Source organism: Kitasatospora sp. NPDC093550, assembly GCF_044764985.1.
Classification (GTDB): Bacteria; Actinomycetota; Actinomycetes; order Streptomycetales; family Streptomycetaceae; genus Kitasatospora.
Window position 1 is genome coordinate 1 of the sequence record NZ_JBIWJF010000048.1, and the last position, 26,378, is coordinate 26,378.

16 protein-coding genes are annotated in these 26,378 nt (G+C 76.4%); 15 read left to right on the forward strand and 1 reads right to left on the reverse strand.

Annotated elements, in window-relative coordinates; translation table 11 throughout:
- Positions 1–108: 108 nt before the first annotated feature.
- On the reverse strand, positions 109–1,095 hold the full coding sequence (locus tag ACIRD3_RS38530) for a helix-turn-helix transcriptional regulator (RefSeq protein WP_402226281.1): 987 nt from the start codon (positions 1,093–1,095) through the stop codon (positions 109–111).
- Positions 1,096–1,438: 343 nt separating this feature from the next.
- Between ACIRD3_RS38530 and ACIRD3_RS38535 the strand changes: the two genes are divergently transcribed.
- The 15 genes from ACIRD3_RS38535 to glyA all read left to right on the forward strand — a co-directional run bounded on the left by ACIRD3_RS38535 (position 1,439) and on the right by glyA (position 26,370).
- Positions 1,439–1,702, forward strand: a complete 264-nt coding sequence (locus tag ACIRD3_RS38535) for a hypothetical protein (RefSeq protein ID WP_402226283.1) — start codon at positions 1,439–1,441, stop codon at positions 1,700–1,702.
- 270 nt (positions 1,703–1,972) lie between these two features.
- Positions 1,973–2,215 carry a hypothetical protein gene (locus ACIRD3_RS38540; protein ID WP_402226286.1) on the forward strand — a complete coding sequence of 81 codons (243 nt, stop codon included), beginning with the start codon at positions 1,973–1,975 and terminating at the stop codon, positions 2,213–2,215.
- 172 nt (positions 2,216–2,387) lie between these two features.
- On the forward strand, positions 2,388–3,455 hold the full coding sequence (locus ACIRD3_RS38545; protein ID WP_402226288.1) for a BTAD domain-containing putative transcriptional regulator: 1,068 nt from the start codon (positions 2,388–2,390) through the stop codon (positions 3,453–3,455).
- A 498-nt stretch (positions 3,456–3,953) separates the two neighbouring features.
- Positions 3,954–6,545: a penicillin acylase family protein gene (locus ACIRD3_RS38550; RefSeq protein WP_402226327.1), complete on the forward strand. Its 2,592-nt coding sequence runs from the start codon at positions 3,954–3,956 to the stop codon at positions 6,543–6,545.
- A 413-nt stretch (positions 6,546–6,958) separates the two neighbouring features.
- Complete coding sequence (locus tag ACIRD3_RS38555) at positions 6,959–8,017, forward strand: ketoacyl-ACP synthase III family protein (protein ID WP_402226291.1); 1,059 nt, start codon at positions 6,959–6,961, stop codon at positions 8,015–8,017.
- The gene (locus ACIRD3_RS38560) at positions 8,014–9,594 is read left to right on the forward strand and encodes a class I adenylate-forming enzyme family protein (protein WP_402226329.1); all 1,581 of its coding nucleotides are present in this window, start codon (positions 8,014–8,016) and stop codon (positions 9,592–9,594) included. Before ACIRD3_RS38555 ends, ACIRD3_RS38560 begins: the two co-directional genes overlap by 4 nt.
- Positions 9,584–11,014: a type III PLP-dependent enzyme gene (locus ACIRD3_RS38565; RefSeq protein WP_402226294.1), complete on the forward strand. Its 1,431-nt coding sequence runs from the start codon at positions 9,584–9,586 to the stop codon at positions 11,012–11,014. Before ACIRD3_RS38560 ends, ACIRD3_RS38565 begins: the two co-directional genes overlap by 11 nt.
- Complete coding sequence (locus ACIRD3_RS38570) at positions 11,011–11,280, forward strand: phosphopantetheine-binding protein (RefSeq protein WP_402226296.1); 270 nt, start codon at positions 11,011–11,013, stop codon at positions 11,278–11,280. Before ACIRD3_RS38565 ends, ACIRD3_RS38570 begins: the two co-directional genes overlap by 4 nt.
- A gap of 51 nt (positions 11,281–11,331) precedes the next feature.
- Positions 11,332–12,336, forward strand: coding sequence for a TauD/TfdA family dioxygenase (locus ACIRD3_RS38575; RefSeq protein ID WP_402226298.1), 1,005 nt, complete (start codon positions 11,332–11,334; stop codon positions 12,334–12,336).
- Between the two features lie 382 nt (positions 12,337–12,718).
- Positions 12,719–13,987: a hypothetical protein gene (locus ACIRD3_RS38580; protein ID WP_402226300.1), complete on the forward strand. Its 1,269-nt coding sequence runs from the start codon at positions 12,719–12,721 to the stop codon at positions 13,985–13,987.
- 337 nt (positions 13,988–14,324) lie between these two features.
- A complete protein-coding gene (locus ACIRD3_RS38585) occupies positions 14,325–14,552 on the forward strand; it encodes an MbtH family protein (protein WP_402226302.1) in 228 nt (75 codons plus the stop codon).
- A gap of 79 nt (positions 14,553–14,631) precedes the next feature.
- On the forward strand, positions 14,632–20,211 hold the full coding sequence (locus ACIRD3_RS38590) for an amino acid adenylation domain-containing protein (protein WP_402226304.1): 5,580 nt from the start codon (positions 14,632–14,634) through the stop codon (positions 20,209–20,211).
- On the forward strand, positions 20,208–21,554 hold the full coding sequence (locus tag ACIRD3_RS38595) for a cysteate synthase (RefSeq protein ID WP_402226306.1): 1,347 nt from the start codon (positions 20,208–20,210) through the stop codon (positions 21,552–21,554). Before ACIRD3_RS38590 ends, ACIRD3_RS38595 begins: the two co-directional genes overlap by 4 nt.
- Positions 21,551–25,018: an amino acid adenylation domain-containing protein gene (locus ACIRD3_RS38600; RefSeq protein ID WP_402226309.1), complete on the forward strand. Its 3,468-nt coding sequence runs from the start codon at positions 21,551–21,553 to the stop codon at positions 25,016–25,018. Before ACIRD3_RS38595 ends, ACIRD3_RS38600 begins: the two co-directional genes overlap by 4 nt.
- On the forward strand, positions 25,015–26,370 hold the full coding sequence (glyA, locus tag ACIRD3_RS38605) for a serine hydroxymethyltransferase (RefSeq protein WP_402226311.1): 1,356 nt from the start codon (positions 25,015–25,017) through the stop codon (positions 26,368–26,370). The genes ACIRD3_RS38600 and glyA overlap by 4 nt, the downstream gene beginning before the upstream one ends.
- The last annotated feature ends 8 nt before the right edge of the window (positions 26,371–26,378 follow it).

A 26,378-nucleotide genomic window follows, 5' to 3' on the forward strand; every position in this document is an offset into this window, starting at 1 on the left:
TCCGGTGCTCCCTGCCGAGCGACTGGAAAACAGTACTCCTACTCCCCGTCGAAGAACAAACGCCCCGGTCAGGCTCGGGCGCCCGAGCGTGGCCGTCCCGTCGGATCGTCAGAGCAGGCCGCGCTCCGTGACGCGCTGGCCGAGCTGGAAGCGGCTCTGGGCGTCGAACTGCTCCATCAGGTCAGTGATCATCCGGCGCTCGGTGCGGAGCGAGACGCCGAGGCGGCGGGCGGCGGCCTCGTCGGTGAGGCCGGCGGAGAGCAGGCGGAGCAGCTCGCGCTGCTGCGGGGTGATCTCGCCGGCCGGGGTGACGGGTGCGGCGCCGAGCACCTCGGACTGCTCCCAGATCTGGTCGAACAGGGCGCACAGGCCGGTGACCGCGCCGGGTTCGCGGATCACGGCGACGCCCCGGGACGCGTCGTCCGGGTCGAGGGGAACCATCGCGACCTCGCGGTCCACGATCTGCATCCGCATCGGCAGCACGCTGGCGGTGCGGGTCTCGCCGCCCTGCGCGGCCAGCCAGTTGGCGTGCTCGACGCTGCCCGGGTCGTTGCGGATGCTGCTCAGGTAGACGGTCTTCACCTTGACCCCGCGGTCCAGGAGCGCCTGCGTGATCGGGCGGCTGGCCTCGCGGTTCTCCGGGGTCTGCTTGCCGCCGGGGGCGAAGGCCATGGTCTCGCGGCAGGCCTGGGCGCCCAGCTCCTCCAGCCGGACCCGGATCTCGTCCAGTCCGGTGAGGTGTTCGACGCCGCCGCCGGCGCCCTCGTCCGGGCGCAGCATGGAGTACTCGGCGACCAGCCCGGCGATCGCGGCCCGGCTCGACTCGACCTCGTGCTGCTTGCGCGCGATCTCGGCCTGCCGACGGGCGAGCAGCGCCTCGAAGGCCACCTTGGGGCTGACGGTGCGCATCGCGCCCCCGCCCTCCCAGGACGGGCGGATCAGCTCCTGGTCGGCCAGTTCGTCCATCGCGGCACGCACGGCCTTCTCGTCCCACCCGAGTTCCTCGGCGATGCGGACCACGCCCCAGTTCGGCTGACTCAGCATCAGGCGGTAGACGGCTTCGGCCTGACGCGTGAGTCCCAGCGCGGTCAGCATTCGGTCGACTCCCTGGCAATGAGACAAACAGCGCAACCCCGGCATTCGGTTCGCGCACGCACGACACTGGACGTGGAGCCCTCTGATCACATATGAGCAGGTCCAGGTCAGAAAATACCACCGCGCCGGAGGACCCATACACCCCCCGATCAGCGGAAATCCGCGCCGGAGGCGGAAACGGGCACGGGCCGGAAAAGGTTCAACGGAAAGGACCGTGACCGACCGCCACACAACGGGAACCCCGGCAGGAATCCGGACTTTCGGACTGGCACAGGCGAGCCATGGCAAGAACGTGCCGACGCGAGCCCGCCCATCGGCGCCCCGCGTCCCGCATCGTTGCTGGGTGCATGTCGTCCACTTCACCATGACCCGTCCCCGCGACGCCCCGGTTCCGGCCGAGGGTGCGGTGACCGGCGCGCTGCGCGCCGTCGCCCGGCTCCACCAGGGCCCGGAACACATCCGGGTGCACGGTTCGCGCGCCGGGGCGCGGGGCGTGATGTTCGTGATCGCACCGAACCCGGAGACCGCCCGCGCCATGTGTCTGATCGTCTGCATCCAGGCGATCGCCCGGACCCCCGAGCTGACCGGATGGTTCGTCCACGTCTGACCTGGGCGGCCGCCCCGCGCGGTCCGGGCCCGAACGATCCGCGCAGGTCCTCGCGAGGATGCCGTCGAAGGCACCCGCGAAGGCGCTGACGACACCGCTGACACAGATATGCCAGCGACAAATTGTGTCACCGGAGAGCCGGGACAACCGGCTTGCGGGCGCGGCAGAATCGATCCCGTCGAAGCGCGGCGAGCAGCAGGACGGACCGCCGCCCGACCGTCATCCCACCAACACACCACCGGGCATCCCCGTGCCCGGAGAGGAGTCACCATGGCCGCCGAGTCCACCAAGAAGTCCCGTCTCGTCTCCGCCCTCGCCGCCGCCACGCTGGTCCTGGGCGGCGCCGCCGGGGTCGCCGCCGCCGGCGCGACCGCGGCGTCCGACCACGGCACCGTCACGGCCGCCGGCGAGCGCCCGGCCACGCAGCGCACCGGCGCCACCACCCACTCCACCACCGGCGACGGCACCGGGCACGGCAACAAGGACATCGACGACATGGGCTGGCAGTGGTGAACCGGAGCCGGACCGCCCGGCACCGCCGTCCGGCCCGCCCGGACCCGCGCCACTCCTGACCCTCCCGGTCCGACCGGACGCGACCCCGGCTCCCCCCGAACCCGACCCCGCACCAGCTCCCACAACTGCGTCCGAGCCGCCACACCCCGGCCACGGCTCGGCGGAGGCAGCCATGACCACTCCTCTCCTTCCGACCACCCACCCGGACGGCCTCAGCTTCGAACTGCTGGGTGAAGTCCGGGGCTGGCGGGACGGCATCGAACTCCCGCTCGGAGCTCCCCGCCAGCGCGCCCTGCTCGCCGCCCTGCTGCTGCGCGCCGGATCGCCCGTGGGCCGCGACCACCTGATCGACGGGATCTGGGGCGACGCGACCGTGGCGGACGGCCCCAACCTGGTGCAGGCGTACGTCTCCAAGCTGCGCAGGCTCTTCGAGCCCGACCGCGCACCGCGCACCGCCGGCGGCGTGCTCACCCGGGTCGGCGCCTCCTACCGGCTCTCCATCGGCCCCCAGCAGTACGACCTCGGCCGCTTCGAGCAGTCGGTGGCCGAAGCCCGGGCCCTGCGCTCGGCCGGGCGGACCGACGCGGCCGAACGGACCCTGGCCGCCGCCCTGGACTCCTGGACCGGACCGGCGCTCACCGGCGTCAGCGGCCCGCTGCTCGACGTCGAACGCGCCCGGCTCGCCGAACTGCGGCTGGCGGTGGTCGAGGAGCACGCCGAGCTGGCGCTCCGCCTCGGCGGCCACGCCTGGCTGGTGCCCCACCTGTTCGTCCTCACCACCGAGCACCCGTACCGCGAGCGGCTCTGGGCGCTGCTGATGGTCGCGCTCTACCGGGGCAGCCGGCAGGCCGACGCCCTGGCCGCGTACCAGCGGGCCCGGCACACCCTGATGGAGAACCTCGGCCTGGTGCCCGGGCCGGAACTGCGCGGGATCGAGGAGGCGATCCTCGCCGGACGCCCCGACCCGCTCGCACCGGCCCTCCCGGCGCAGGCCCTCCCCTCGCCGGCCCGGCCCGCGCCCGTCGACACGGTCGATGCGGCCGATGCGGCCGATGCGCTCACGGCCGAGCGGCCGGACGAGGCTGCCTCCGGCCGCGACGGCGCCCCGGCGTACCGCGCGGAACCGCGCCCCGGGCGCCCGCACCTGGCCCTGGTCGGCACGACCCCCGCCGCCGTGCCCGCCCCGCGCGCGGCCGCGCGCGGCCCCTGGGCCGACGGCCCGACCCGACTGGCCCGCTGACCCGGTTGGCCCGCTGACCCGGCTGACACCGCCGAGGCAGCGGCCGATCCCGCACCGGTCGGCCGCCCCGGGCTGTCGAGCGCTCCGCGCCCGGTCCCCGTCACCCGTGCCGCCCTCCCCGCGCGGCACCGCCCGGCCGCTCCGCGTCCGCCGCGTGCCCCCTTCCCCGGCGCTCGCCCCGTCCTCCCGCACCCACCGCGTCCCCACCGCCGTCCCCCCGCCGCCGTGCGCTCGCGCCCTCCCGCGCGCGCACGGCGACACTCGCCGTGGCCGGACCCCGTCGAGACAAGGAAGCACCGCACCGTGACAGTCCAGACCGACACCGCACCGCCGGACGATCCGCGTCCGGCGGCCACCGGACCCGCGCAGGAGGCCGAGCACCCACCCGCCTCGGTGACGTCCACCGCACCGTCCACCGAGACGTCCCCGGAGACGTCCACCGAGACGGCGCCCGCCCCGGACACCTCCGGGGCCGCTCCGCGCACCCGGCGCCGGCGCGTGCTGCGGATCCTCAAGCGCACCGCGATCGTCCTGACCGCGCTGGTGCTGCTGGCCGCCGGCAGCCTGGCCGGCTACGCGTACTGGACGGTCGGGCGCTCGCTGCCGCAGCTGTCCGGCAGCACCACCGTGCCGGGGCTGCACGGCGAGGCCCGGATCGTCCGGGACGCCTCCGGCATCCCGCAGATCTACGCCGACACCGCGCACGACCTGTTCCTCGCCGAGGGCTACGCCCAGGCGCAGGACCGGTTCTGGCAGATGGACGTCCAGCGGCACGTCACCGCCGGCCGGCTCGCGGAGATGTTCGGCCCGGGCGAGGTGCAGACCGACAAGGTGGCCCGCACCTTCGGCTGGTACCGGGTGGCCGAGCAGGAGGTGACGATGCTGTCGCCGCAGACCCAGGAGTACCTGCGGGCCTTCTCCGAGGGCGTCAACGCCTACCTCCGCACGCACCAGGGCGCCGAGCTGTCGGTGGAGTACCCGGTGCTCGGCTTCGTCGCGGGCGACTACCGTCCCGCGCCGTGGACCCCGGCCGACTCGGTCTCCTGGCTGAAGACCATGGCCTGGAACCTCAACACCGGCATGATCGACCAGTTCGACCACGCCATGCTGCCCGCCGACCTGCCGGACGGGGCGTCCGACGAGCTCTTCCCCGCGTACGACTACCAGCGCTGGACGCCGATCGTCCCCGACCGGACGGCCCAGGCGCAGCCGGCGGCCCCCGCCCAGCCCGTACCGTCGACGACCGACGTCCCCGCCGCCGTGCCCGCCGTGCCCGCCGTGCCCGCCACCGTCGCCGCCGTGCCCGCCGCGGCCTCCGCCGCGCTGGCCGACAGCGCCGGCGTCCGGACCGTCCTGGCCGCCGTCCTCGGCCCGCAGGGCACCGGCATCGGCTCCAACTCCTGGGTGGTGGCGGGCAGCCGCACCACCACCGGCAAGCCGCTGCTGGAGAACGACCCGCACCTGACCCCCTCGCTGCCGGGCATCTGGTACCAGGTGGGCCTGCACTGCACCCGGATCGGCCCGGACTGCGCCTACGACGTCAGCGGCTTCACCTTCGCCGGCATGCCGGGCGTGGTGATCGGCCACAACGCCGACATCGCCTGGGGCTTCACCGACCTCGGCGCCGCCGACTCCGACCTGTTCGTGGAGCGGGTCAGCGGCTCGGAGTACGAGCACGAGGGCAGCCGGCTGCCGCTGACCGTCCGCCAGGAGAGGATCGAGGTCGCCGGCGGACGCCCGGTCGACCTGACCGTCCGCTCGACCCTGCACGGCCCGCTGATCTCGGACGTGCTCAAGTCCGCCGACGAGGTGGCCGACCACGGCCGGGTGCCGGACGTCCCGGCGCACGGCGAGCAGGACGGCTACGCGGTGGCCATGCAGTGGACGGCCCTCGACCCGGCCCCCACCGTGGACGCCCTGTTCGCCCTGGACCGGGCCAAGGACTGGAACGACTTCCGCGCCGCCGCGGCGGTCTTCGCCTCGCCCGTGCAGAACATGATCTACGCGGACACCGCGGGCAACATCGGCTACCAGACGCCGGGCCGCATCCCCGTCCGCAAGGCCGGCGACAGCCGCCGCCCCGTCCCGGGCTGGACCGGGGCCTACGACTGGACCGGCTACCTGCCCTTCGACCGGCTGCCGACCAGCTTCAACCCGCCGGAGGGCTACATCGTCACCGCCAACAACGCGGTGGTCGGCCCGGACTACCCGTACCTGATCGGCAGTGACTGGGGCACCGGCCACCGCAGCCGGCGCATCGCCGAACTGATCGAGCAGGGCGGCAAGCTCGACGTCGCGGCGATGGAGCGGATCACCCAGGACACCTGGAACGGCAACGCCGCCGGCCTGGTGCCCAGCCTGCTGAAGGTGCGGGTCGGCGCCCAGGCCGGTCCCGCCCAGGAGCTGCTGCGCGGCTGGGACTTCACCCAGGGCGCCGACTCCGCCCCCGCCGCCTACTTCAACGCCGTCTGGCGCGAACTGCTGAAGGAGGCGTTCACCGACCGGCTGAGCCGGGCCGGGGTCAAGAGCTACGCCTACCCGGACGGCGGCGGCCACTGGTTCGAGGTGGTGCGCGGTCTGCTCGACAAGCCGGACAGCCTCTGGTGGACGAGCACCGCCGACCCCTCCGTCCAGGGCCGGGACGCGATGCTGCGGCACGCCATGGAACGGGCCGCCGACGAGCTGCGCGCGCGGCTCGGCGACGACCCGAAGACGTGGCGCTGGGGCGCCCTGCACACCCTGACCCTGCAGAACCCCACCCTGGGCACCGCCGGGCCGGCCCCGCTGCAGTGGCTGCTGAACGCCGATCCGATCGGCGTCGGCGGCGGCACCGACACGGTGCTGGCCAACGGCTGGGACCCGCAGAAGGGCTTCGAGGTGATCTGGGTCCCCTCGATGCGGATGGTGGTGGACCTGGCGGACTTCGAGCGCTCCCGCTGGATCAACCTGACCGGGGCCTCGGGCCACGCCACCGCCGACACGTACACCGACCAGACCGCGCTCTGGGCCAAGGGCGCCAGCCTCGCCTGGCCGTACGGCACGGCGGCGGTGGACACGGCCGCCCGCGACCGCCTGCGCCTCACCCCCTGAGGCCGCTTCCTCTGAGGCTGTTCCTCCCCTCACCCGTCACACCCAGGTGCCCGGTCCCGCCCACGCGGGGCCGGGCACCGGCGCGCGAGCGGGCCCGCGGCGCGCCCGGTCGGCCGTCGGCGGGCCTTCAGTCGGCGTTCAGTGAGCCGTCAGCCGGTCACCGGCGGGCCCTCAGCCGGTCACCGGCGGGCCGTCGGCGGCGTCACCCCGGCCGGTCAGTGCGCCGCCCGCACCCTGTCAGTCGCCCACCCGCACGGTGTCAGCCGCCCGCCCGCACGGTGTCAGGCGGCCGCCAGCGGCGCACCGACCGGGCGCCAGTGCAGGGCAACCCGGCGGCAGGCGGCGGGCGGAAGCATCGTCACCGACAGTCGCCCCCGGCAGACCGCTGCCTCGGGGCCGGAGATCGGAGGGACATGCGCTGGGAGCAGGTGTACCTGGCCGGCACGGGTGTCTGGCTGGCCGACCGCGCGGATGCCGCGGCGGCGGTCGCGGCCGGTGCGTACGACGCCGGTGAACACGCCGTCAACCGGATCGACGCGGTCAGCGCGGCCACCACCGGCGGGCCGGACGACCTGGCCGCACCGGAGATGGCCGTCCGCGCCGCCCGGACCGCACTGCGCCGGGCCGGCCGCTCGGCCGAGCTGGTCGGCACCGTCTTCCACAGCTACCTGTGGTTCCAGGGCGCCGAGTTGTGGCCGGCCGCCGCCTACGTGGCGCAGCACGCCGTCGGCCCGGCGGTGCCCGCCTTCGACCTGCTGCAGCAGTGCAACGCCGGGTTGGCCGGCATGGAGCTGGCGGCCCGGCAGCTACGGGCGCGCGAGCCCGGCCGGGACGAGGCCGTGCTGCTGACCACGGCCGACCGCTTCGCGCCGCCGGCCTTCGACCGTTGGCGGGCCGAGCGGGGCATGGTCTACGGCGACGGCGGCACCGCGCTGGTACTGAGCTCCTCGCCCGAGCACGCGGTCGCCCGGCTGCTGGCCACGGCGACCAGGGTGGACAACTCCCTTGAGGGCCTGCCCCGGGGCACCGGGTTCCGCCCCGGCCCGGACGCGGCGGACCGGCCGGTGGACCTGGGCGCGCGGACCGAGGAGCACTTCCGTGCCCACCGCAACCTGCGGGCCGTGACGCTGCGGACGGCCGAGGTCGCCGCGGAGTCGATCCGGGCAGCGCTGGCCGAGGCCGACACCCCGATCGAGCGGATCGCCCGGGTGGTGCTCAACGCCACCGGGCACCAGCGGATGCAGTGGCAGCTGGAGCAGCAGCTGGGCGTCGACGAGAAGCGCTCCACCTGGGAGTTCTGCCGCGAGGTGGGCCACCTGGGCGCGGGGGACCACATCGCCGGGCTGAACGAGCTGCTGGAGACGGGTGAGCTGGGGGGCGGTGACCGGGTGCTGCTGGTCGGCGGCGGCACCGGCTACAGCTGCACCAGCGCGGTCGTCGAGATCACCGACCCTTCGGGCTGGTGCTCATGAGCACCGCGGCGACGTCCGGGGCACCGGCCGTGGCGTCGGCCGAGACCCCGTCCGTGGCGCCGGGCGGGGACGGCGCCGTCGTCGTCGACCTGCTGGACGCGGCCGCCGCCGCCCGCCCCGACGCACCGGCCGTCCGGGACGCCGACGGCGTCCTCGGCTACGCCGAACTGGCCCGCGCCAGCCGGGCGGTGGCCGCCTGGCTGCGCGGGCCCGGCGGTGTCGCGCCGGGCGACCGGGTGGTCCTGCGGCTGGGCAACCGGCGGGAGTTCGTGCCCCTGTACTACGGCGTGCTGCGGGCGGGCGCCGTCGCCGTGCCGCTGAACCCGGAGCTGAAACCCTTCGTGCTGCGCGGGGTGCTGGAGGACGCCGAGCCCGCCGTGGTGGTGCTCGACCCGGCCGAGGCGGAGCCGGTCCGCGCGGCGGTCGCCGCCTGCGGCGCCCGGGCGGCCGCCCCCGCCAACCTGCTGACCGGCGACGGCGACCGCGACGGCGCCGCGGACGAGGACACCGGCACCGACGCCGGACGGCCCTCCGCCGACGACCTCGCCCAGCTGATCTACACCTCCGGCAGCACCTCCGCGCCCAAGGGCGTGGCCTGCACCCACCGCCAGGTGGTCTTCGCCGCCCGCGCGATCGCCCGCCGGCTCGCCTACCGGCCGGAGGACGTGGTGCTCGCCGCGCTGCCGCTCTCCTTCGACTACGGCCTCTACCAGCTCCTGCTGGCCGCGATCGGCGGCTCCGAGCTGGTGCTGGCGGACGCCGCCGCGCCGGTGCGGGCGCTGACCGCGCTGCGCGAGCACCGGGCCACCGTGGTGCCGGTGGTGCCCTCGCTGGCCGAGATGCTGTGCCGGCTCGCCGCCCGGGGCACCCCGCCGGACCACGTCCGGCTGTTCACCAACACCGGTGCGGCGCTGGCCGGTTCGACCATCGAGGCGCTGCGGGCGGGTTTCCCCGGCTCGGCCGTCGTGGCGATGTACGGGATCACCGAGTGCAAGCGGGTGACGGTCGCGGACCCGGACATCGACCGGGAACGGCCCGGCTCGGTGGGCCGGGCGCTGGACGGCACCACCGTCGAGGTGCTCGACGAGGAAGGCCGTCCGCTGCCACCGGGCGAGGTGGGCGAGATCGTCGTCACCGGACCGCACGTGATGGCCGGCTACTGGAACGCGCCCGAGCTGACCGCCCGCCGCTACCGGCCCGACCCGCGCACGGGACGGACCAGGCTGCACACCGGCGACCACGGCCGGCTGGACGAGGACGGCCACCTCTACTTCGCCGGGCGCCTCGACGACCAGTTCAAGCGGCGCGGCGTGCGGATGGGCACCCCGGAGATCGAGGCGGCCGCCCTGGACGTGCCGGGCGTCCGGGCCGCCGCCGCGCTGCCGCCCCGGGACGGGCTCGACCTGCGCCTGGTGGTGACCGGCGAGGAGGGCCTGACCGCGCGCCGGGTGATCGAGGGCCTGGAGCAGCGGCTGGAGCCGGCCAAGGTGCCCGCCGACTGCCGGGTCCTCGACCGGATGCCGCTCACCCCCAACGGCAAGATCGACCGGAAGGCGCTGGAGACCGATGCGCACTGACCACTCCCCCGCCGCCGGAGGCCCGCCGCCCGTCCAGGACGCGCCGCCCGCCGAGGACGTGTTGACCACCGGGGACTCGCCGCCCGCCGAGGACGTACTGGCTGCCGAGTTGGTGCGCCGCTACGGCAGCCCGCTCTACGTCTACGACCTGGACCGGGTCGCCCGGGCCGCCGCCGACCTGCGCGCGGCCCTGCCCGAGCACTCACGCCTCTACTACTCGCTCAAGGCCAACCCGCACCCCGAACTGGTCCGCACCCTGCGGCTGGCCGGCTGCAGCCCGGAGATCTGCTCGACCGGCGAGCTCGCCGCCGCGCTGGCCGCCGGCTTCGACGGCGCCGACTGCCTCTACGGGGGCCCGGGCAAGACCGCCGAGGAGCTGCGCACGGCGCTGACCGCCGGCGTGCGCACCTTCTCCGTGGAGTCACCGGCCGACCTGCGCCGGGTCGGCGCCGAAGCCCGCGCCCTGGGCGTGACCGCGCGCTGCCTCCTGCGGATCAACGGCACCGGCGCGGGCGCGGGCGTGGGCCTGCGGATGACCGGCAGCGCCTCCCAGTTCGGCCACGACATCACCGACGGCCTGCCAGACCTCGCCGAACTCACCGTCGAAGGAACGGAGTTGTGCGGCCTGCACTTCTTCCCGCTGACCAACGCCGCCGACCCGCAGGGGCTGCTCGACGAGGCGATCGCCTCGATCCGCACGGCCGCCGCGCTGGAGGCCCACTGGGGCCTGCCGCTGCGGATGCTCGACCTCGGCGGCGGCTTCGCCTGCCCGTACGCGGCACCGGGCGAGCGACCGCGCTACGACGGGCTGCGCGCGCCGCTGACCGCCGCGCTGGACGAGCACCTGCCGGGCTGGCGGGGACGGCTGGAACCGTCCTTCGAGTCCGGCCGCTACCTCGTGGGCGACAGCGGGCGGCTGATCTGCACCGTCACCGAGGTGAAGGAGAGCCGGGGCACCACGTACGGCGTGCTGGACAGCGGGATCAACCACCTCGGCGGGCTCTCCGGCGTCGGCCGGCTGCCCTCGCTGCGCGCCGAGCCGCTCCGCCTCGGCGGCGCCGGGAACGGATCCGGGAACGGACCCGGGAACGGACCCGGGAACGGGAGCGCCCCGACCCGCCGGGTGGCCCTGGTCGGGCCCCTCTGCACACCCGCCGACGTGATCAGCCGGGCCGCCGAGGCCGCCCCGCCGCGGGCCGGCGCGCTGCTCGCGGTGCCCAACGTCGGCGCGTACGGCGCCACCGCCAGCCTGCTCGGCTTCCTCAGCCGCCCGGCCCCCGCCGAGATCACCGTCCGGGACGGCCGGGTGGTCGGCGCCGACCGCCTCGCCCTCCGGCGCGAACCGCTGCCCGGCCACCACCCGGACGCTCACCATCCCGACGACCACCACCCCATCGACACGAGGAGCACGACCCCATGACCACCGACACCACGTGGGACGAGCGCTACGAGGCCGTGCTGGCCGAGCTGCTGCCCCGGCTCGCCGAGGACGGCCCGCTGCCCGCCGACCGCGCACTGCGCACCGCCGGACTGGACTCGATGGCCACCGTCGAGCTGCTGGTGCGGCTCGAAGAGGCCTACCAGGTGGCCATCCCCGACGAGGAGTTGGGCCCCGAGGCGTTCGAGACCGTCGGCAGCCTGTGGGCCGTCGTCGCGGCGCAGCTGGACGCGGCCGCCCGCCCCTGACCGACCGCGCGGGCCGACCGCCCGCGACGACTTCGAGAGAGGCTGATAGCTGTGCCGGTTTCACCGGACATCGAGATCTCGGCACCCGACCTGGTGCTGACCGGGGCCGAGACCGCCGCGACCGAACGGGTCGCCGCCCTCCTCTGCGGCCCGCCCGACGCCCTGGTCGACGAGCCCGCCTGGGTGGCCGCGGCCCGCGACCGCTGGGAGGACCTGCCCGCCCGCCTGCGCCGCGCCCTGCGCGCCTTCCGCCGTGAGCCCGGGCCGGCCGGCGCGCTGCTGGTGCGCGGGCTGCCCGTCACCGCGCCCGCGCTCGGCCGCACCCCGCTGACCGGCGGATCGGTGCAGCGCACGGCCACCGTGCCGGCGGCGCTGCTGGTGCTCGCCGCGTGCGGGCTCGGCGACCCGGCCGCCTTCCGCCCGGAGAAGACCGGCGCGCTGGTGCAGGACGTCGTCCCGGTGCCCGGGCAGGAGGAGTTCCAGGGCAACGCCGGCTCGGTGCTGCTCACCTTCCACAACGAGAACGCCTTCCACCCGCACCGCCCGGACTTCGTCATGCTGCTCTGCCTGCGTGCCGACCCGGAGGGGCTGGCCGGCCTGCGCACCGCCTGCGTGCGCGAGGTGCTGCCGCTGCTGGACGAGCGGACCCGGGCGGCCCTGCGGCAGCCCGAGTTCCGCACCGCACCGCCGCCCTCCTTCGGCGCCACCGACGGCCCCGCCGAACCGCACCCGGTGCTCGCCGGCGCGCCCGAGGACCCGGACCTGCGGGTGGACATGGCCGCCACCGAGCCGCTGACCGAGCGGGCCGCGGCCGCCCTGGACGAACTCCAGCGGCTCTTCGAGCGCACCGCCCGGACCGTCCGGCTGGAACCCGGCGACCTGGCGATCGTCGACAACCGGATCGCCGTGCACGGGCGCACCGCGTTCAGCCCGCGCTTCGACGGCACCGACCGGTGGCTCCAGCGCACCTTCGTCCTCGCCGACCTGCGCCGCTCGCGCGCCCACCGGGCCGGCGACGGCTACGTGCTCGCCGACCCGGCCGGGCCGCAGGACTGAGCCCCGGCCCAGCACTTGGGCGTGTCTGACAATTCCCGCCGGGTCCGCGACGCTCCCCCAGGCGCCGGCCGGGAGGTACCCCCAGGGCACCAACGCACCTCGCCGCGTTGTCGTCGGTCGCCGGTGGCCCCGGCCTCCGGCCGGGAGGTGCTCCCATCCTCCGCCTTGCGATGCACGCACCCTGACGCCGCGGCCTGATCCGACGCGAATTGTCCGACACGCCCCAAACCCCACCCCTTCCTCCACGGCCTGGCCGGACGCGGACCTCCCCGGTCCGCGACCGGCCGGGCTGTGCCGTCCTGCCCGCCGACCGCCGGCCGCCGCCCGCGGCACCGCCCGCCGGGCCGTCCCGGCCCGGCCGCCCACCGAACGGAGCGCCACCGTGACCACCGCCCTCTCCCCGGCCCCGACCACCGACCCCGTACCCGATGTCGATCCCGCCGCCGCCCCCGGCGTCGGCGGCCCCAGCCTGGCCGCCGCCCGGCCCGACCCGGCCGACGCCGAACCGCGCCGTGCGCTGCGCGAGCTGGCGCGCTGGCAGCTCGACGGCCGGGCCGCCGAGCGGTTCCCGTACGCGGCGGTGCTCGGCCACTACCGGGCCGTCGGCAAGAACGCGGTCGGCGAGGAGCTGCTGACCGCGCTGCGCGCCGTCGAACCGGCCGGCGCGGGGACCGCCGATCCGGCGGCCCGGCTGCTCGTGGACTGGCTGCCCCAGGTGGTGGACGGTCAGCAGGGCGACTACGACAGCTACCTGGGCAGCCCGGTCTACGCCTCGCTGACCGCGGCCGGGGTGAGCGCGGAGCAGCTGATCACCGCCCTGCTCGCCGACGTCGTGGCGACGGAGGCCGCCACCCTCGCCGACAGCCCGGCCGGCCTGCCCCGGACCAGGGCCGCGCTGCGCGCCCTCGCCGCCTCGGCCGGGCCGCTGACCGGGCAGCCGGCCGGATGGGCGGCTCTGGCGGACCGCGCCGCCGGAGAGCCGGAGGACCTCCCGCGCGCCTGCGCCGAGGCGGTCGCCGCGGCCCGGGACGCCGTCCCGGCCGAGGTGCTGCGGGCGGTGGAGCTGACGCTGACGCCGACCACCCGCAGCCATGACGAGCAGATGTTCATCCGGGTCATCCAGATCTTCGAGGCCGTCTTCGGTGCGGTCGCCCGCGCGGTCGCGGAGGCCACCGGCGAGGTCGCGGCCGGCCGGACCGAGGCGGCCCGGGCGCTGCTGGCGGACGCGGCCCGGCAGGTGGCCGGGACGTCCGGGGTGTTCCGCGTCCTGACCACCATGCCCAAGGACGCCTTCGCGGTGATCCGGGCCAACACCGACGGGCGCAGCGCCGTCCAGTCCCGGGCGTACCGGGTCGTCGAGCGGTCCTGCCCGGCGCTGCACCTCACCCTGGTGGAGAGCGGTCTGCCGCAGGACGGACTGCGGCCCGTCATGGCCGAGTTGGACGACGCCTGGGGCGCGATGAAGCGCACCCACTGGGGCATCACGATGAAGATCATCGGGATGGTGCGCGGCACCGGCGGCACCTCCGGCGCCTCCTACCTCCGCGAGGCCGCCGAGGCCCGCCTCTTCCCCGCCCTCGACCGGGCCCCGAAGACCGACCCGCAGACCGACGAGGCGGCCGACGAGCAGGCCGACCGACGGGCCGGCTGAGGACTTCAGCGAACGTTCAGTGAGCCGTCAGCGAGCCGTCAGCGGGCCGCCGGTACGGCGTCGGGACGAGGTCAGGACGCCGCCGGTGCGCGGCCGGTGGCGCACCGGCGCGGCGCCGGAGCCCCGTCCGGCTCCGCCCAGGGCGGCCCCAGGGCCGGTCAGGACGCCGGTCAGGCCGAGCCCAGGCCGCGGACAGGCCGCGAGCAGGCCGCGACCAGGGCGCGGTCAGGGCGGAACGACAGCATCGATCACAGGTCGACCGGCCCGTGCGATCCCGCCCCGGGCGGCGGCCGGGACCGCCATCACCAGAACCCATCCATCGGATCGGAGCGCAGTCATGAGCAACGAGGACACCACCGTCTACCAGGTCGTCGTCAACCACGAGGAGCAGTACTCGATCTGGCCCGCCGACCGGGAGCTGCCGGCCGGCTGGCGCGCCGAGGGCACCAGCGGCGAGAAGGCGCACTGCCTGGCCCACATCGACGAGGTGTGGACGGACATGCGGCCGCTGAGCCTGCGCCTGGCCATGGAGCAGCAGGCCGACGCCGTCCCGGCCGCGGGCTGAGCGCGGGGCGGCCGGACGGACCGGCCGACGACGACGGCAGACACAGGGCATCGGACACCGAACGGTGAGGAAAGAACGCGTGGACCCGCGACTTGAGCACGAGGACTGGATCTCGGTGATCGCCGCCACCGCGGCGACGGATCCGGACCGCACGGCCTTCGAGTTCTCCGGCAGGGAGGACGCCCCGGCCGAGCGCCTGAGCTACGGACAGCTCGACCGGCGGGCCCGGGCCGTGGCCGCCCGGCTGCAGCGGCTCGGTCTGACCGACCGTCCGGTGCTGCTGCTCCAGCCGCCGGGCCTGGAGTACGTGGTCTCCTTCGTCGGCTGCCTGTACGCGCGGGCCGTCGCCGTGCCGGTGTACCCGCCCAACCGCCGGCCGCGCTCGCTGGAGCGGCTGGTGGACATCGTCGCGGACTGCGGGGCGACGGTGGCGCTGACCACCGCCGCCGTCCGGGACCGGCTGCTGCCCGACGACCCGGACGGCGCGGTGATGGACGTGCTGCGGCTGCTGGCGAGCGACCGGGTGCCCGAGGAGGAGTCGGCGCAGTGGGTGCGTCCGCGGGTCGGTGCCGACACCGTGGCGTTCCTGCAGTACACCTCCGGCTCCACCTCGGCACCGCGCGGCGTGGTGCTGACCCACGGCAACCTGCTGCACAACTCGGCGCTGATCCAGCGGGCCTTCCGCACCACCGGCAGCACCCGCGGCATGTCCTGGCTGCCGCTCTTCCACGACATGGGCCTGATCGGCGGCATGCTCCAGCCGCTGTACTACGCGGGCTCCTGCTCGCTGATGGCGCCCACCGCCTTCGCGCAGGACCCGCTGCGCTGGCTGCGCGAGATCAGCCGCACCCGGGCGACGGTCAGCGGCGGCCCCAACTTCGCCTACGACCTGTGCGCCGACCTGGCCACCCCGGAGGTGCTGGCCGGACTCGACCTGAGCAGCTGGGAGGTGGCCTTCAACGGCGCCGAGCCGGTGCGCGCCGAAACGTTCCGGCGGTTCGCCGCGGCCTACGCCCCGGCGGGCTTCCGGGCCGAGGCCTTCACCCCGTGCTACGGGCTGGCGGAGGCCACGCTGATCGTCTCCTGCAAGCCGCACGGCACCGCCCCGGCCCGCTACGCGGCCCCGAACTCCCTGCTCGCCAGCGGCTCCGGCGGTCCCTCCACCGGTGCCTCCGCCGGGACCGAGGGGACCACCGAGCTGGTCAGCAGCGGGCGCCCGGACGCCTCCCAGCGGCTGGAGATCGTCGACCCGGTCACCCGGCGGCCGGTGCCGGCCGGCGCGATCGGCGAGATCTGGCTCTCCGGCCCGAGCGTGGCCCAGGGCTACTGGAACCGGCCGGAGCACAGCGCGGCCACCTTCGGCGCCCGGCTCGCGGACACCGACGCCGTCGAGGACGACGCCTTCCTGCGCACCGGGGACCTCGGCCTGCTGCACGACGGCGAGCTGTACGTCACCGGGCGGCTCAAGGACCTGGTCATCGTCCGCGGCCGCAACCACTACCCGCAGGACATCGAGCAGACCGTCGCCGCCGTCCACCCCGCGCTGCGCGCCAACTGCGGCGCCGCCGTCCAGGTCGAACTGGCCGGCACGGCCGAGCTGGTGATCGTCCAGGAGGTCGCCCGCGACCACCAGGACGGCGATCTGCCGGCGCTGGCCCGCACGGTGCGCGAGGCGGTCGCCGAGGCGCACGGGGTGCGGCCGGCGGCGGTGGTGCTGATCCGCGCCTCCACGCTGCCGCGCACCTCCAGCGGCAAGGTGCAGCGCCACGTGTGCGCCGCCTCCTACCGGGAGGGCGGCCTCACCGCGCTCGCCCACAGCGGCCGTGCGCAGGGCACCGCGGACGAGCGGTCCGCGGCCCTGGACGCCGGCGCGCTGCGCACGGCCGACCCGGCCGAGCGACCGGCGCTGCTGCTGGCCGCACTGCGCGAACTGCTCGCCGCCCGGCTCGGGTTGACCGCCGAGGAGCTCACCCCGCGGCACCGGCTCGCCGAGCTGGGCCTGGACTCGCTCGGCGCCGTGCGGCTGCGCCACGACCTGCGGGCCGCCCTCGGCGTCGACCTGGCGCTGACCGAGGCGCTCGCCCTGGACCTCGCCGGCCTGGCAGGGCTGCTCACCGAGCGGCTCGACGAGGCCGCCGGGACCGCCGGGACGGCCGGGACGGCCGGGACGCTCACCGCGGACGCGATCGGCCCCGCCACCGAGCCCGGCGACCACCCCCTCTCGCCCAACCAGGCCGCGCTGCGCCTGCTGCACGACGTCGCCCCGGAGAGCCCCGCCTACCTGGTCTCCGCCGCCTTCCGGGTGCACGGCGCGCTCGACCCGGCCGCCCTGCGCACCGCCCTGGAGGGCCTCGCCCGCCGGCACGCCGTCCTGCGCAGCACCTTCCCCCGGACGGCCTCCGGCCCGGTGCAGCGGGTGCACGCCGAGCTCCCGCCCCTGGTCGAGCAGGTCGACGCCACCGGCTGGAGCGCCGCCGAGCTGACCGCGCGGCTGACCGAGGCCGCCGAGCAGCCCTTCGACCTGGCGGCCGGACCGCTGCTGCGGGCCCGGCTGTTCACCGGCGCCGAGGACGGCCACCGGCTGGTGCTGACGGCCCACCACCTGGTGGCCGACCTGTGGTCGCTGTCCCTGCTGCTGGACGAGCTGGCCGCCGACTACCCGGCGGTGCTGCGCGGCGAGCCGGTTGCCACCGCCGCCGCCACCGCCTCCCCGGTCTCCGCCGGCTCCACCGCCTTGACCGCCATGACCGCCTTGACCGCCTTGACCGTCGGCGCCGCGCCGTTCGCCGCCTTCGCCCGCCGGCAGGCCGAACTGCCCGGCACCGCCGCCGGCCGGCGGCAGCTGGAGCGCTGGCGCACCGCGCTGGCCGGAGTGCGGAGCGGCAGCACGCTGCCCGCCGACCTGCGGCTGCCCGGGCGCCAGCGGCTGCGCGGCGCGAGCGTGCCGCTGACCGTGGACGCCACCACCACCGAGGCCCTGACGGCGCTGGCCCGGCGCGAGGGCAGCACCCTCTACGCGGTGCTGCTGGCCGCCTTCCAGCTGCTGCTGGCCCGGCACACCGGCGCGACGGACGTGGTGGTCGGCACCCCGACCCACGGCCGCGCCGACGCCGCCTTCGCCGGTACGGTCGGCTGCCTGGTCAACACCGTGCCGCTGCGTGCCAGGATCGAGCCCGCCGAGCCGTTCACCGCGCTGCTGGCCCGGGTCCGGGACGACGCGGGCCGGGCCCTGGACGACGCCGAGGTACCGTTCCCGGCCCTGGTCGAACTGGTCCGCCCGGACCGCGACCAGGGCGGCCGGCCGCTGGTGCGCAGCCTGTTCAGCCTCCAGCAGGCCCCGGGCGGCCACGCCGAGGCGCTGGTGGCGATGGCCACCGGGCGCGACGGCGTCCCGTTCACCCTCGGCGCCCTGGAGTGCTCGACCCTGGCACTGCCCGTCGGCGGCAGCCAGTTCGACCTCCAGCTGACCCTGGGCGCGGCCGACGGCGGCCTGGCCGGCTCCGTCCGCTACGACACCGACCGCTACCTGCCGGTGACCGCCGAGCGCTTCGCCGCCCGGTTCGCCACCCTGCTGGCCGGGATCGCGGCCGACGCCGCCCGGCCGGTCGGCGAACTGCCGCTGCTGACCGAGGCCGAACAGCGGGAGGTCCGCGCCGAGGGCGACGCCGCCGCGCTCGGCTACGACCCGGCCGACGGCGTGGTGCGCCGCTTCGAGGCCCAGGCCGCCCGGACCCCGCTGGCCGTCGCGGTCCGCGGCGCCGGCCCCGACGGCGGCGAGGAGCTGGACTACCGCACCCTGGACCGGCTGGCCGACGGCGTCGCCGAGCGGCTGCGCGCCCTGGGCATCGGCCCCGGCGGCACGGTCGCCGTGCTGCTGCCGCGCACCCCGCGGCTGCTCGCCGCGCTGCTCGGCGTGCTCAAGTCCGGCGCCGCCTACCTGCCGCTGGACCAGGGCCACCCGGCCGAGCGGCTGGCCCTGGTGCTGGCCGACGGCGCCGCCGCCGCGGTGCTGACCGACCTGCCCGCCGAGCGGGTGCCGGCCGGCGACTGGACGGTGCTGCCGATCGACACCATCGGCGAGGCGCACCGTACGGCCGACACCGTGATCGACCCGCGGGCGGCGGCCTACGTCCTGCACACCTCCGGATCGACCGGCCGCCCCAAGGGCGTCGTGGTGCCGCACCGGGCACTCGCCAACCTGCTGGCCTCCTTCGAGCGCGACCTCGCGCTCTCCCCCGCCGCCGGCTGGCTCTCGGTCACCACCCCGGCCTTCGACATCGCCGCGCTGGAGTACTTCCTGCCGCTGGCCGCCGGCGCGACCGTGCACCTGGCGGACCCGGCCACCGCCGGCGACGGTTCCCGGCTGCGGGCCTGCCTGGAGGCCGGCGGGATCAGCCACCTCCAGGCCACCCCGGTGACCTGGCAGCTGCTGCTGGACGCGGGATGGTCGGGCACCCCCGGGCTGACCGGGCTGTGCGGCGGGGAGCGACTGCCCGCCGAGCTGGCCGCCGCACTGCTGGCCCGCGACGTCCGGCTGTGGCAGGTCTACGGCCCGACCGAGACCACCGTCTGGTCCACCCGCGGCGAACTGACCGCCGCCGACGGGGAGCTGCCGCTCGGCACGCCCGTCGCCAACACCCGCCTGCACCTGGTCGATCCGGCGCTGCGGCCGGTCCCGGCCGGGGTCACCGGCGAGCTGCTGATCGGCGGCGACGGCCTGGCCCACGGCTACCTCGGCCGGCCCGGCCTGACCGCCGAGCGCTTCGTGCCCGACCCCTTCGGCACCGAGCCGGGCGCACGCCTCTACCGCACCGGTGATCTGGTGCGGCGCGGGCCGGACGGCGCCCTGCTCTTCGTCGGCCGCGCCGACAGCCAGGTCAAGCTGCACGGGCACCGGATCGAGCTGGGCGAGATCGAGACCGCGCTGGAACGGCTGCCGGCCGTCCGCCGGGCGGCGGTCGTGGTGGACGGCGAGGGCGCCCGCGCCCGGCTGGTCGCCTTCCTCGAGCAGCCCGATTCCGAGCAGCACGGCCCGGAGCAGCACGGCGCCCCCACCTCACCCGGCGAGCTGCGGGAGCAACTGCGGCGCACCCTGCCCGGCTACGCCGTCCCCTCCGTGCTGGTGACGCTGGACCGGCTGCCGCTGACCGCCAACGGCAAGGTCGACCGCCGGGCGCTGCCCGCGCCGGAGGTCTCGGATGCCCGCCCGGACGCCGCCGAGCCGCCCGTCGGGCCGACCGAGCAGCGGATCGCCGCGCTGCTGGCCGAGTTGCTCGGGACCGGTCCGATCGGCCGGCACGAGGACCTCTTCGACCGGGGCGCGCACTCGCTGCTGCTGGCCCGCTTCACCGAGCGTGCCCGGGCCGAGTTCGGCGCCGAGCTGCCGCTGCACCGGCTGTTCGAGCGGCCCACCGTGGCGGCCGTGGCCGCCCTGGTGGACACCGCGCCGGCCCGACCGGAGCGGACGGCCGGCGCCGGCCGGCCGGGGCTGACCCGGGTGGACCGCTCCCGGTACGCCGTCAGCCGCGGCGCCGACGGCGCGCTGCGCCGCCCGGTGCCCGCCACTACCGCCGCTGCCACTACCGCCGCCGCTGCCACCGCAGGCGCAGCCACCGCCACCGCCGTGAACGGCCCGTCCCACACCGGGGAGTGTCGATGACCGCCGCCCCGTACGTCCCGTCCGCCCGCCCGGCCACCGCGCCCGCGACGCCCGGGGACCGCCCGTACCTGCTGCGCTGCCCGGTCTGCCGGGAGGGATACCAGGACGACGGGCTGCGGCTGGACTGCGCCGCCGCGCACCGGCCGGGCCTGCTGAGCACCGAGTACGCCACCGCCTTCGCCCCCGGCGCCGGCACCGGCCCGTTCCGCTACGGCTGCTGGCTGCCGACCGCCGGCCGGCCACTGCCCGAGGGCAGCGGCGGTGCCACCTACCGGGCCGAGCGGCTGGGCCGCGAGCTGGGCCTGGACGAGCTGTGGGTCGCGTTCAGCGGCCACTGGCCCGAGCGCGGTGCCACCCTCGCCACCGGCAGCTTCAAGGAGCTGGAGGCGCAGGCGGTGCTGGCCCGGCTGCCCGAGCGCCCGCCGGTGCTGGTGGTCGCCTCCGCCGGGAACACCGCCGCCGCCTTCCTGCGGGCCTGCTCGCAGCAGCGGGTGGCGTGCGTGCTGGTGGTGCCGGACACGGCGCTGCCGGCGCTCGCCACCGCCGGTGAACGGGCCGACTGCGTCCGGCTGGTGACGGTCGCGGGCGACTACACCGACGCGATCGAGCTGGCCGACGCGATCGCCGCCCGGCCCGGCCACCAGGCCGAGGGCGGCACCCGCAACGTGGCCCGGCGCGACGGTCTGGGCACCGCGCTGCTGGCGGCCGCCGAGACGATCGGCCGGCTGCCCGACCACTACGTCCAGGCCGTGGGCAGCGGGGCCGGGGCGATCGCCGCGCACCAGGCGGCCCGGCGGCTGCTGGCGGCCGGCTTCCCGGCCGCGAACGGCCGGGCCGGTGCCGACCGCGGCCTGCCACGGCTGACGCTCTGCCAGAACACCCCGTTCGCGCCGATGGTCCGCGCCTGGCAGGACGGCCTGGCCGAGCCGGTCATCGGCTCCGGCCCGGCCGTGCGGGAGGCGATCGCCACCGCCCACGCCCAGGAGCTGACCACCCGCAAGCCGCCGTACGCGGTGGCCGGCGGGGTGCGCGAGATCCTCACCGAGAGCGGCGGGGAGCTGCTGGCGGCGGACAACGCCGAGGCGGTCGCCGCCGGCCTGCTGTTCGCCGAGGTCGAGGGCATCGACATCGCGCCGGCCGCGGCGGTGGCGCTGGCCGGTCTGCGGAAGGCGGCCGCCGCCGGGCGGATCCGGCCCCGGGAGACCGTGCTGCTGCACGTCACCGGTGGCGGCCGGGCCCGGCACGCGGCCGGCCGCCGGCCCGCCGCCCCGGTCCGGCCCGACCTGCGGATCCCGGCCGGGCTGAGCGCCGAGGCCGCCGCGTACCTGGTGACCGGCGCATGACGGCCCCCGCCCCCGCAGCCGGCCCCGAGCCCGCCCCCGCCCCCGCCCCCGATCCCGAGCCCGAGCCCGTGCCGTCCGACCGGCAGAGAGCAGAGCAGACCATGCAGCAGTTCGCCTTCCCCGCCACCTCGGCGCAGCGCCGGATCTGGCTGGTGGAGCGGCTGACCCCCGGCACCAGCGCCTACCACCTGCCGTTCGCCCTGCAGCTGGACGGCCCGCTCGACACCGCCGCACTGGCGGCCGCGCTGACCGACCTGGTCGCCCGGCACGAGTCGCTGCGCACCTGCTTCGACCAGGTGGACGGCGAGCTGGTGCAACTGGTGGGCGAGGCAGAGCCGTTCGCCCTGGAGACCCGGCAGACCGACCCCGCCGGGCTGGACGCCGTGCTGGCCGCCGACGCCGCCCGGCCCTTCGACCTCGCGAACGGACCGCTGCTGCGCGCGGCTCTGCACCGGCTGGCGCCGCAGCGGCACGTGCTGGCCGTCACCGTCCACCACCTGGTCGCCGACATGTGGTCGATCGGCGTGCTGCTCGCCGAGCTGGCCCGGTGCTACGCCGGCCGCGCCGCCGAGCTCCCCGAACTTCCCGTCCAGTACGGCGACTTCGCGGTCTGGGAGGCGGAGGCCCGGGCGGTCGGGGACGGCGGGGACAACGGCGAGGAGGACCGGGCGTACTGGCACCGGACGCTGGCCGGCGCGCCCGAGCTGCTGGAGCTGCCCTGCGACCGCCCGCGCCCGGCCGTGCAGTCACTGCGCGGCGCCGCGCTGCCGGTGGCGCTCCCGGCGGAGCTGTCCGCCGCCGTCCGGGCCGTCTGCCGCCGCGCCGGGGTGACGCCGTTCATGGCGCTGCTGGCCGCCTTCCAGGCGGTGCTGGCCCGGCACAGCGGTGGCGAGGACATCGTGGTCGGCACCGGCACCGGAGTGCGCCCGGCCGAGGCCGAGGGGCTGATCGGCTGCTTCGTCAACATCCTGCCGATCCGCACCTCACTGGCCGGCGACCCGACCTTCAGCGAGCTGCTGGCCCGGGTCCGCACGGCCGCACTGGGGGCCTTCGAGCACCAGGGGCTGCCGTTCGAGCGGATGCTCCCCGAGCGGTCGAGCGGCCCGGCGCTCAGCCACAACCCGCTGGTCCAGTCGCTGCTGCTGGTGCAGAACGCGCCGCTGGCCGCCCCCGAGCTGCCCGGCCTGGCGGTGACCGTCCGGGAGGTGCCGCGCGGCGGCGCCCAGGTCGACCTGAACCTCCAACTGCGCGAGGTGGACGGCGCGTTCACCGGCACCGTCGAGTACGCGAGCGACCTCTTCGACCCGGCCACGGTGGAGCGGCTGCTCGGGCACTGGCGCACCCTGCTGGCCGCCGCCGTCGCCACCCCCGACGCCCCGCTGTCCGCCCTGCCGATGCTGACGGCGGCCGAGCGGCACCGCGCCCTGGTGGAGTGGAACGAGACCGCCCACGCCTACCCGCAGGCCGAGGCCTGCCTGCACGAGCTGTTCGAGGCGCGGCTGGCCCACCGCCCGGAGGCGCCCGCCGTCCTGCACGCCGGCGGCGAGCTGAGCTACGCCGCGCTGGACGAGCTCGCCGAGCGGATCGCCGGCCGACTGGCCGAGCAGGGCGTCGGCCCGGACACCACCGTCGGCGTCTGCCTGGCCAAGGGCCCGGCGCTGGTCGCCGCCGTCCTCGGGGTGCTCAAGGCCGGCGGCGCCTACCTGCCGCTGGACCCGGCCTACCCCGAGCAGCGGCTGGCCTTCATGCTCCGGGACGCGGCCCCGCCGGTGGTGATCACCGAGCGCGCCCTGGCCGGGCTGCTGCCCGCGGGCGGGGCCGCGCTGCTGGAGGTGGAGGACGCCGGGCAGTGGCCCGCCGAGCGGCCGCGCACGGCCCGGCCGGCCCCGGACCACCTGGCGTACGTCATCTACACCTCCGGCTCCACCGGCGCGCCCAAGGGCATCGCCGTCCCGCACCGCGGCGCCGTCAACAACCTGCTGGACCTCAACGACACCTACGGCGTCGGGCCGGAGGACCGGGTGCTCGGCCTCTCCTCCCCCAGCTTCGACATGTTCGTCTACGAGACCCTCGGCATCCTGGCGGCCGGCGGCGCGGTGGTCATGCCGCACCCGGACCGCGCCCGCGACCCGCAGCACTGGCTCGACCTGGTGCGCCGCCACCGGGTGACGGTGTGGAACTCGGCGCCCGCGCTGGCCGACGCCTTCGTCCGGGCCGGGGAGGAGCGCAACGTCCGGCTGCCCAAGCTGCGGGTCGCCTTCTTCGGCGGCGACTGGATCCCCGTCCCGCTGGTCGGGCGGTTCCGCCGACTGGCCCCGGAGCTGGCGTTCATCGCCCTCGGCGGCGCCACCGAGGCGTCCGTGCACTCGATCACCTACCCGGTGGGCGAGGTCGACCCGGCCTGGACGAGCATCCCGTACGGCCGCCCGATGGTGAACCAGCAGGCCGTGGTGCTCACCCCGGCGCTGGAGCCGGCTCCGGTCGGGGTGCCGGGCGAACTCTGCCTGGCCGGCACCGGGCTGACCCGCGGCTACCTCGGCCGCCCCGGCCTGACCGCGGACCGCTACCGCCCGCACCCGGGCGCCGGCACCGGACCGGTGCCGGTCGGCGCGCGGCTGTACCGCACCGGCGACCTGGCCCGCACCCGCGCCGACGGCGTGATCGAGCTGATCGGCCGGCTGGACCACCAGGTCAAGCTGCGCGGCCTGCGGATCGAGCTGGGCGAGATCGAATCGGTGCTGCGCCGCCACCCCGGGATCGAACGGGCCGTGGTCGCGGCCCGCGGCGAGGGCGAGGAGCGGCGGCTGGTCGGCTACCTGGTGCCCGCCGGGGGCCACGCCGCTCCCCCGTCCGCCGCCGAGCTGCGCGCCCTGCTCCGGGCCGACCTGCCCGAGTACATGGTCCCGGCGGTCTTCGTGACGCTGGACGCGCTGCCGCTGTCGCCCAACGGCAAGGTCGACCGCGCCGCCCTGCCGGAGCCCGACGCCGGGGCCGACCGGGCCACCGCCGCCTACGTGGCCCCGCGCGACGACACCGAGCTGGTGCTGTCCGTGCTCTGGGCCGAGCTGCTGGAGGTCGACCGGATCGGCGCCGAGGACGACTTCTTCGCCCTCGGCGGGCACTCGCTGCTCGCCACCCGGCTCGCCTCCGCGGTGCTGGAGACCTTCGGCGTCGAGCTGCCGCTGCGCGAACTGTTCGAGGCGCCCACCCTCGCCGAGCAGGCGCGGCGGCTGACCGCCCGGGGCCGCGAGACGGGCACCGACGTCGGGGCGGTGGCCCGGATCGCCGCCGGACTGCTGGAGCTGACCGACGACGAGGCCCACGGGCTGCTCGCCCGGTACGACGCCCCGCAGGACGCCCCGCAGGACGCCGAGGAGGACGCCGAGCCCGGCGGCCAACGGCAGCACGCCCACCAGGACCCCGCCCACCAGGACCACCAGGACCACCAGGAGAGCCACGCATGAGCACCACCACCACGAGCCCCGGCGTCCTGGCCGCCTACGCCGGCCTCGGCGTCCACCGCCTGGCCGCCGCCGACCCGCTGCTGGCCGACCTGCTGGAGCGCGAGCACGCCCGGCAGAACGAGACGCTGGCCATGGTCGCCGCCTCCAGCAGCGCCGACCCCTCGGTGCTGGCCTGCGCCGGCGCCTCCATCTCCAACGTCACCACCGAGGGCTACCCGGGGGCCCGCTACCACGCGGGCTGCGAACTGGTCGACGAGGTCGAGCGCTTGGCGGTCGAGCGGGCCCGCGCGCTGTTCGGTGCCCGGTACGCCAACGTGCAGCCGCACTCCGGCAGCACCGCCAACCAGATCGTGCTGTGCACCCTGATGAAGCCGGGCGACACCCTGCTCGGCATGGAGCTGAGCGCGGGCGGCCACCTCACCCACGGCTCGCCGGCCTCGGTGTCCGGGCAGTTCTTCCAGGCGGTCGGCTACGGCACCGACGCCGACGGCCTGCTGGACTACGAGCAGGTCGCCGAACTGGCCCGGACGCACCGCCCCAAGGTGATCGTCTGCGGCGCCAGCGCCTACCCGCGCACCGTCGACTTCGCCCGGTTCCGGCGGATCGCCGACGAGGTCGGCGCCTTCCTGCTCGCCGACATCTCGCACATCGCCGGTCTGGTCGCGGCCGGGCTGCACCCCAGCCCGGTGGACCACGCGCACGCCACCACCACCAGCACCTACAAGCAGCTGTACGGCCCGCGCGGCGGCCTGATCCTGCTGGGCCGGGACGCCGACCTGCCGCTGCCCGGCACCCGCCGGACCCTCGCCCAGGCGATCTCGCACGGCACCTTCCCGTTCCTCCAGGGCACCCCCGACCTGGGCGCGGTGGCCGCCAAGGCGCGCGCCCTGGACATCGCCGCCCAGCCGGAGTTCCGCGCCCTGGCGCAGCGGGTGGTGAGCGGCGCCCGGGAGCTGGCGGAGGCCTTCGCCGGGCTCGGCCACACCCTGGTCACCGGTGGCACCGACAACCACATGGTGCTGCTGGACGTCGGCCGGCGCGGGCTGACCGGCGCGATCGCCGAGACCGCGCTGGCGAGCTGCGGGATCGTGGTCAACCGCAACCGGATCCCGGGCGACCCGCGCGGCCCGCGGATCACCAGCGGAGTCCGCTTCGGCACCAACACCCTCGCGCTGCGCGGCATGGGCCCGGCCGAGCTGCGCCGCTGCGCCGCCCTGGTCGACCGGGTGCTCACCGCCGTGGTGCCTCACGGCGACACCGGCTTCGCCCTCGACCCGGCGGTCCACGCCGAGGTGCGCGGCGAAGTCGCCCGGCTCTGCCGGGAGTTCCCGCTGCCGCACCACGCCCTCTGACCGCTCCC

Bases quoted from the DNA above. Each gene is read 5' to 3' on its own strand.
- ACIRD3_RS38530 (WP_402226281.1), bottom strand. From the start codon at position 1,095: ATGCTGACCGCGCTGGGACTCACGCGTCAGGCCGAAGCCGTCTACCGC.
- ACIRD3_RS38540 (WP_402226286.1), top strand. From the start codon at position 1,973: ATGGCCGCCGAGTCCACCAAGAAGTCCCGTCTCGTCTCCGCCCTCGCC.
- ACIRD3_RS38545 (WP_402226288.1), top strand. From the start codon at position 2,388: ATGACCACTCCTCTCCTTCCGACCACCCACCCGGACGGCCTCAGCTTC.
- ACIRD3_RS38555 (WP_402226291.1), top strand. From the start codon at position 6,959: ATGCGCTGGGAGCAGGTGTACCTGGCCGGCACGGGTGTCTGGCTGGCC.
- ACIRD3_RS38560 (WP_402226329.1), top strand. From the start codon at position 8,014: ATGAGCACCGCGGCGACGTCCGGGGCACCGGCCGTGGCGTCGGCCGAG.
- ACIRD3_RS38565 (WP_402226294.1), top strand. From the start codon at position 9,584: ATGCGCACTGACCACTCCCCCGCCGCCGGAGGCCCGCCGCCCGTCCAG.
- ACIRD3_RS38570 (WP_402226296.1), top strand. From the start codon at position 11,011: ATGACCACCGACACCACGTGGGACGAGCGCTACGAGGCCGTGCTGGCC.
- ACIRD3_RS38585 (WP_402226302.1), top strand. From the start codon at position 14,325: ATGAGCAACGAGGACACCACCGTCTACCAGGTCGTCGTCAACCACGAG.
- ACIRD3_RS38595 (WP_402226306.1), top strand. From the start codon at position 20,208: ATGACCGCCGCCCCGTACGTCCCGTCCGCCCGCCCGGCCACCGCGCCC.
- ACIRD3_RS38600 (WP_402226309.1), top strand. From the start codon at position 21,551: ATGACGGCCCCCGCCCCCGCAGCCGGCCCCGAGCCCGCCCCCGCCCCC.
- glyA (WP_402226311.1), top strand. From the start codon at position 25,015: ATGAGCACCACCACCACGAGCCCCGGCGTCCTGGCCGCCTACGCCGGC.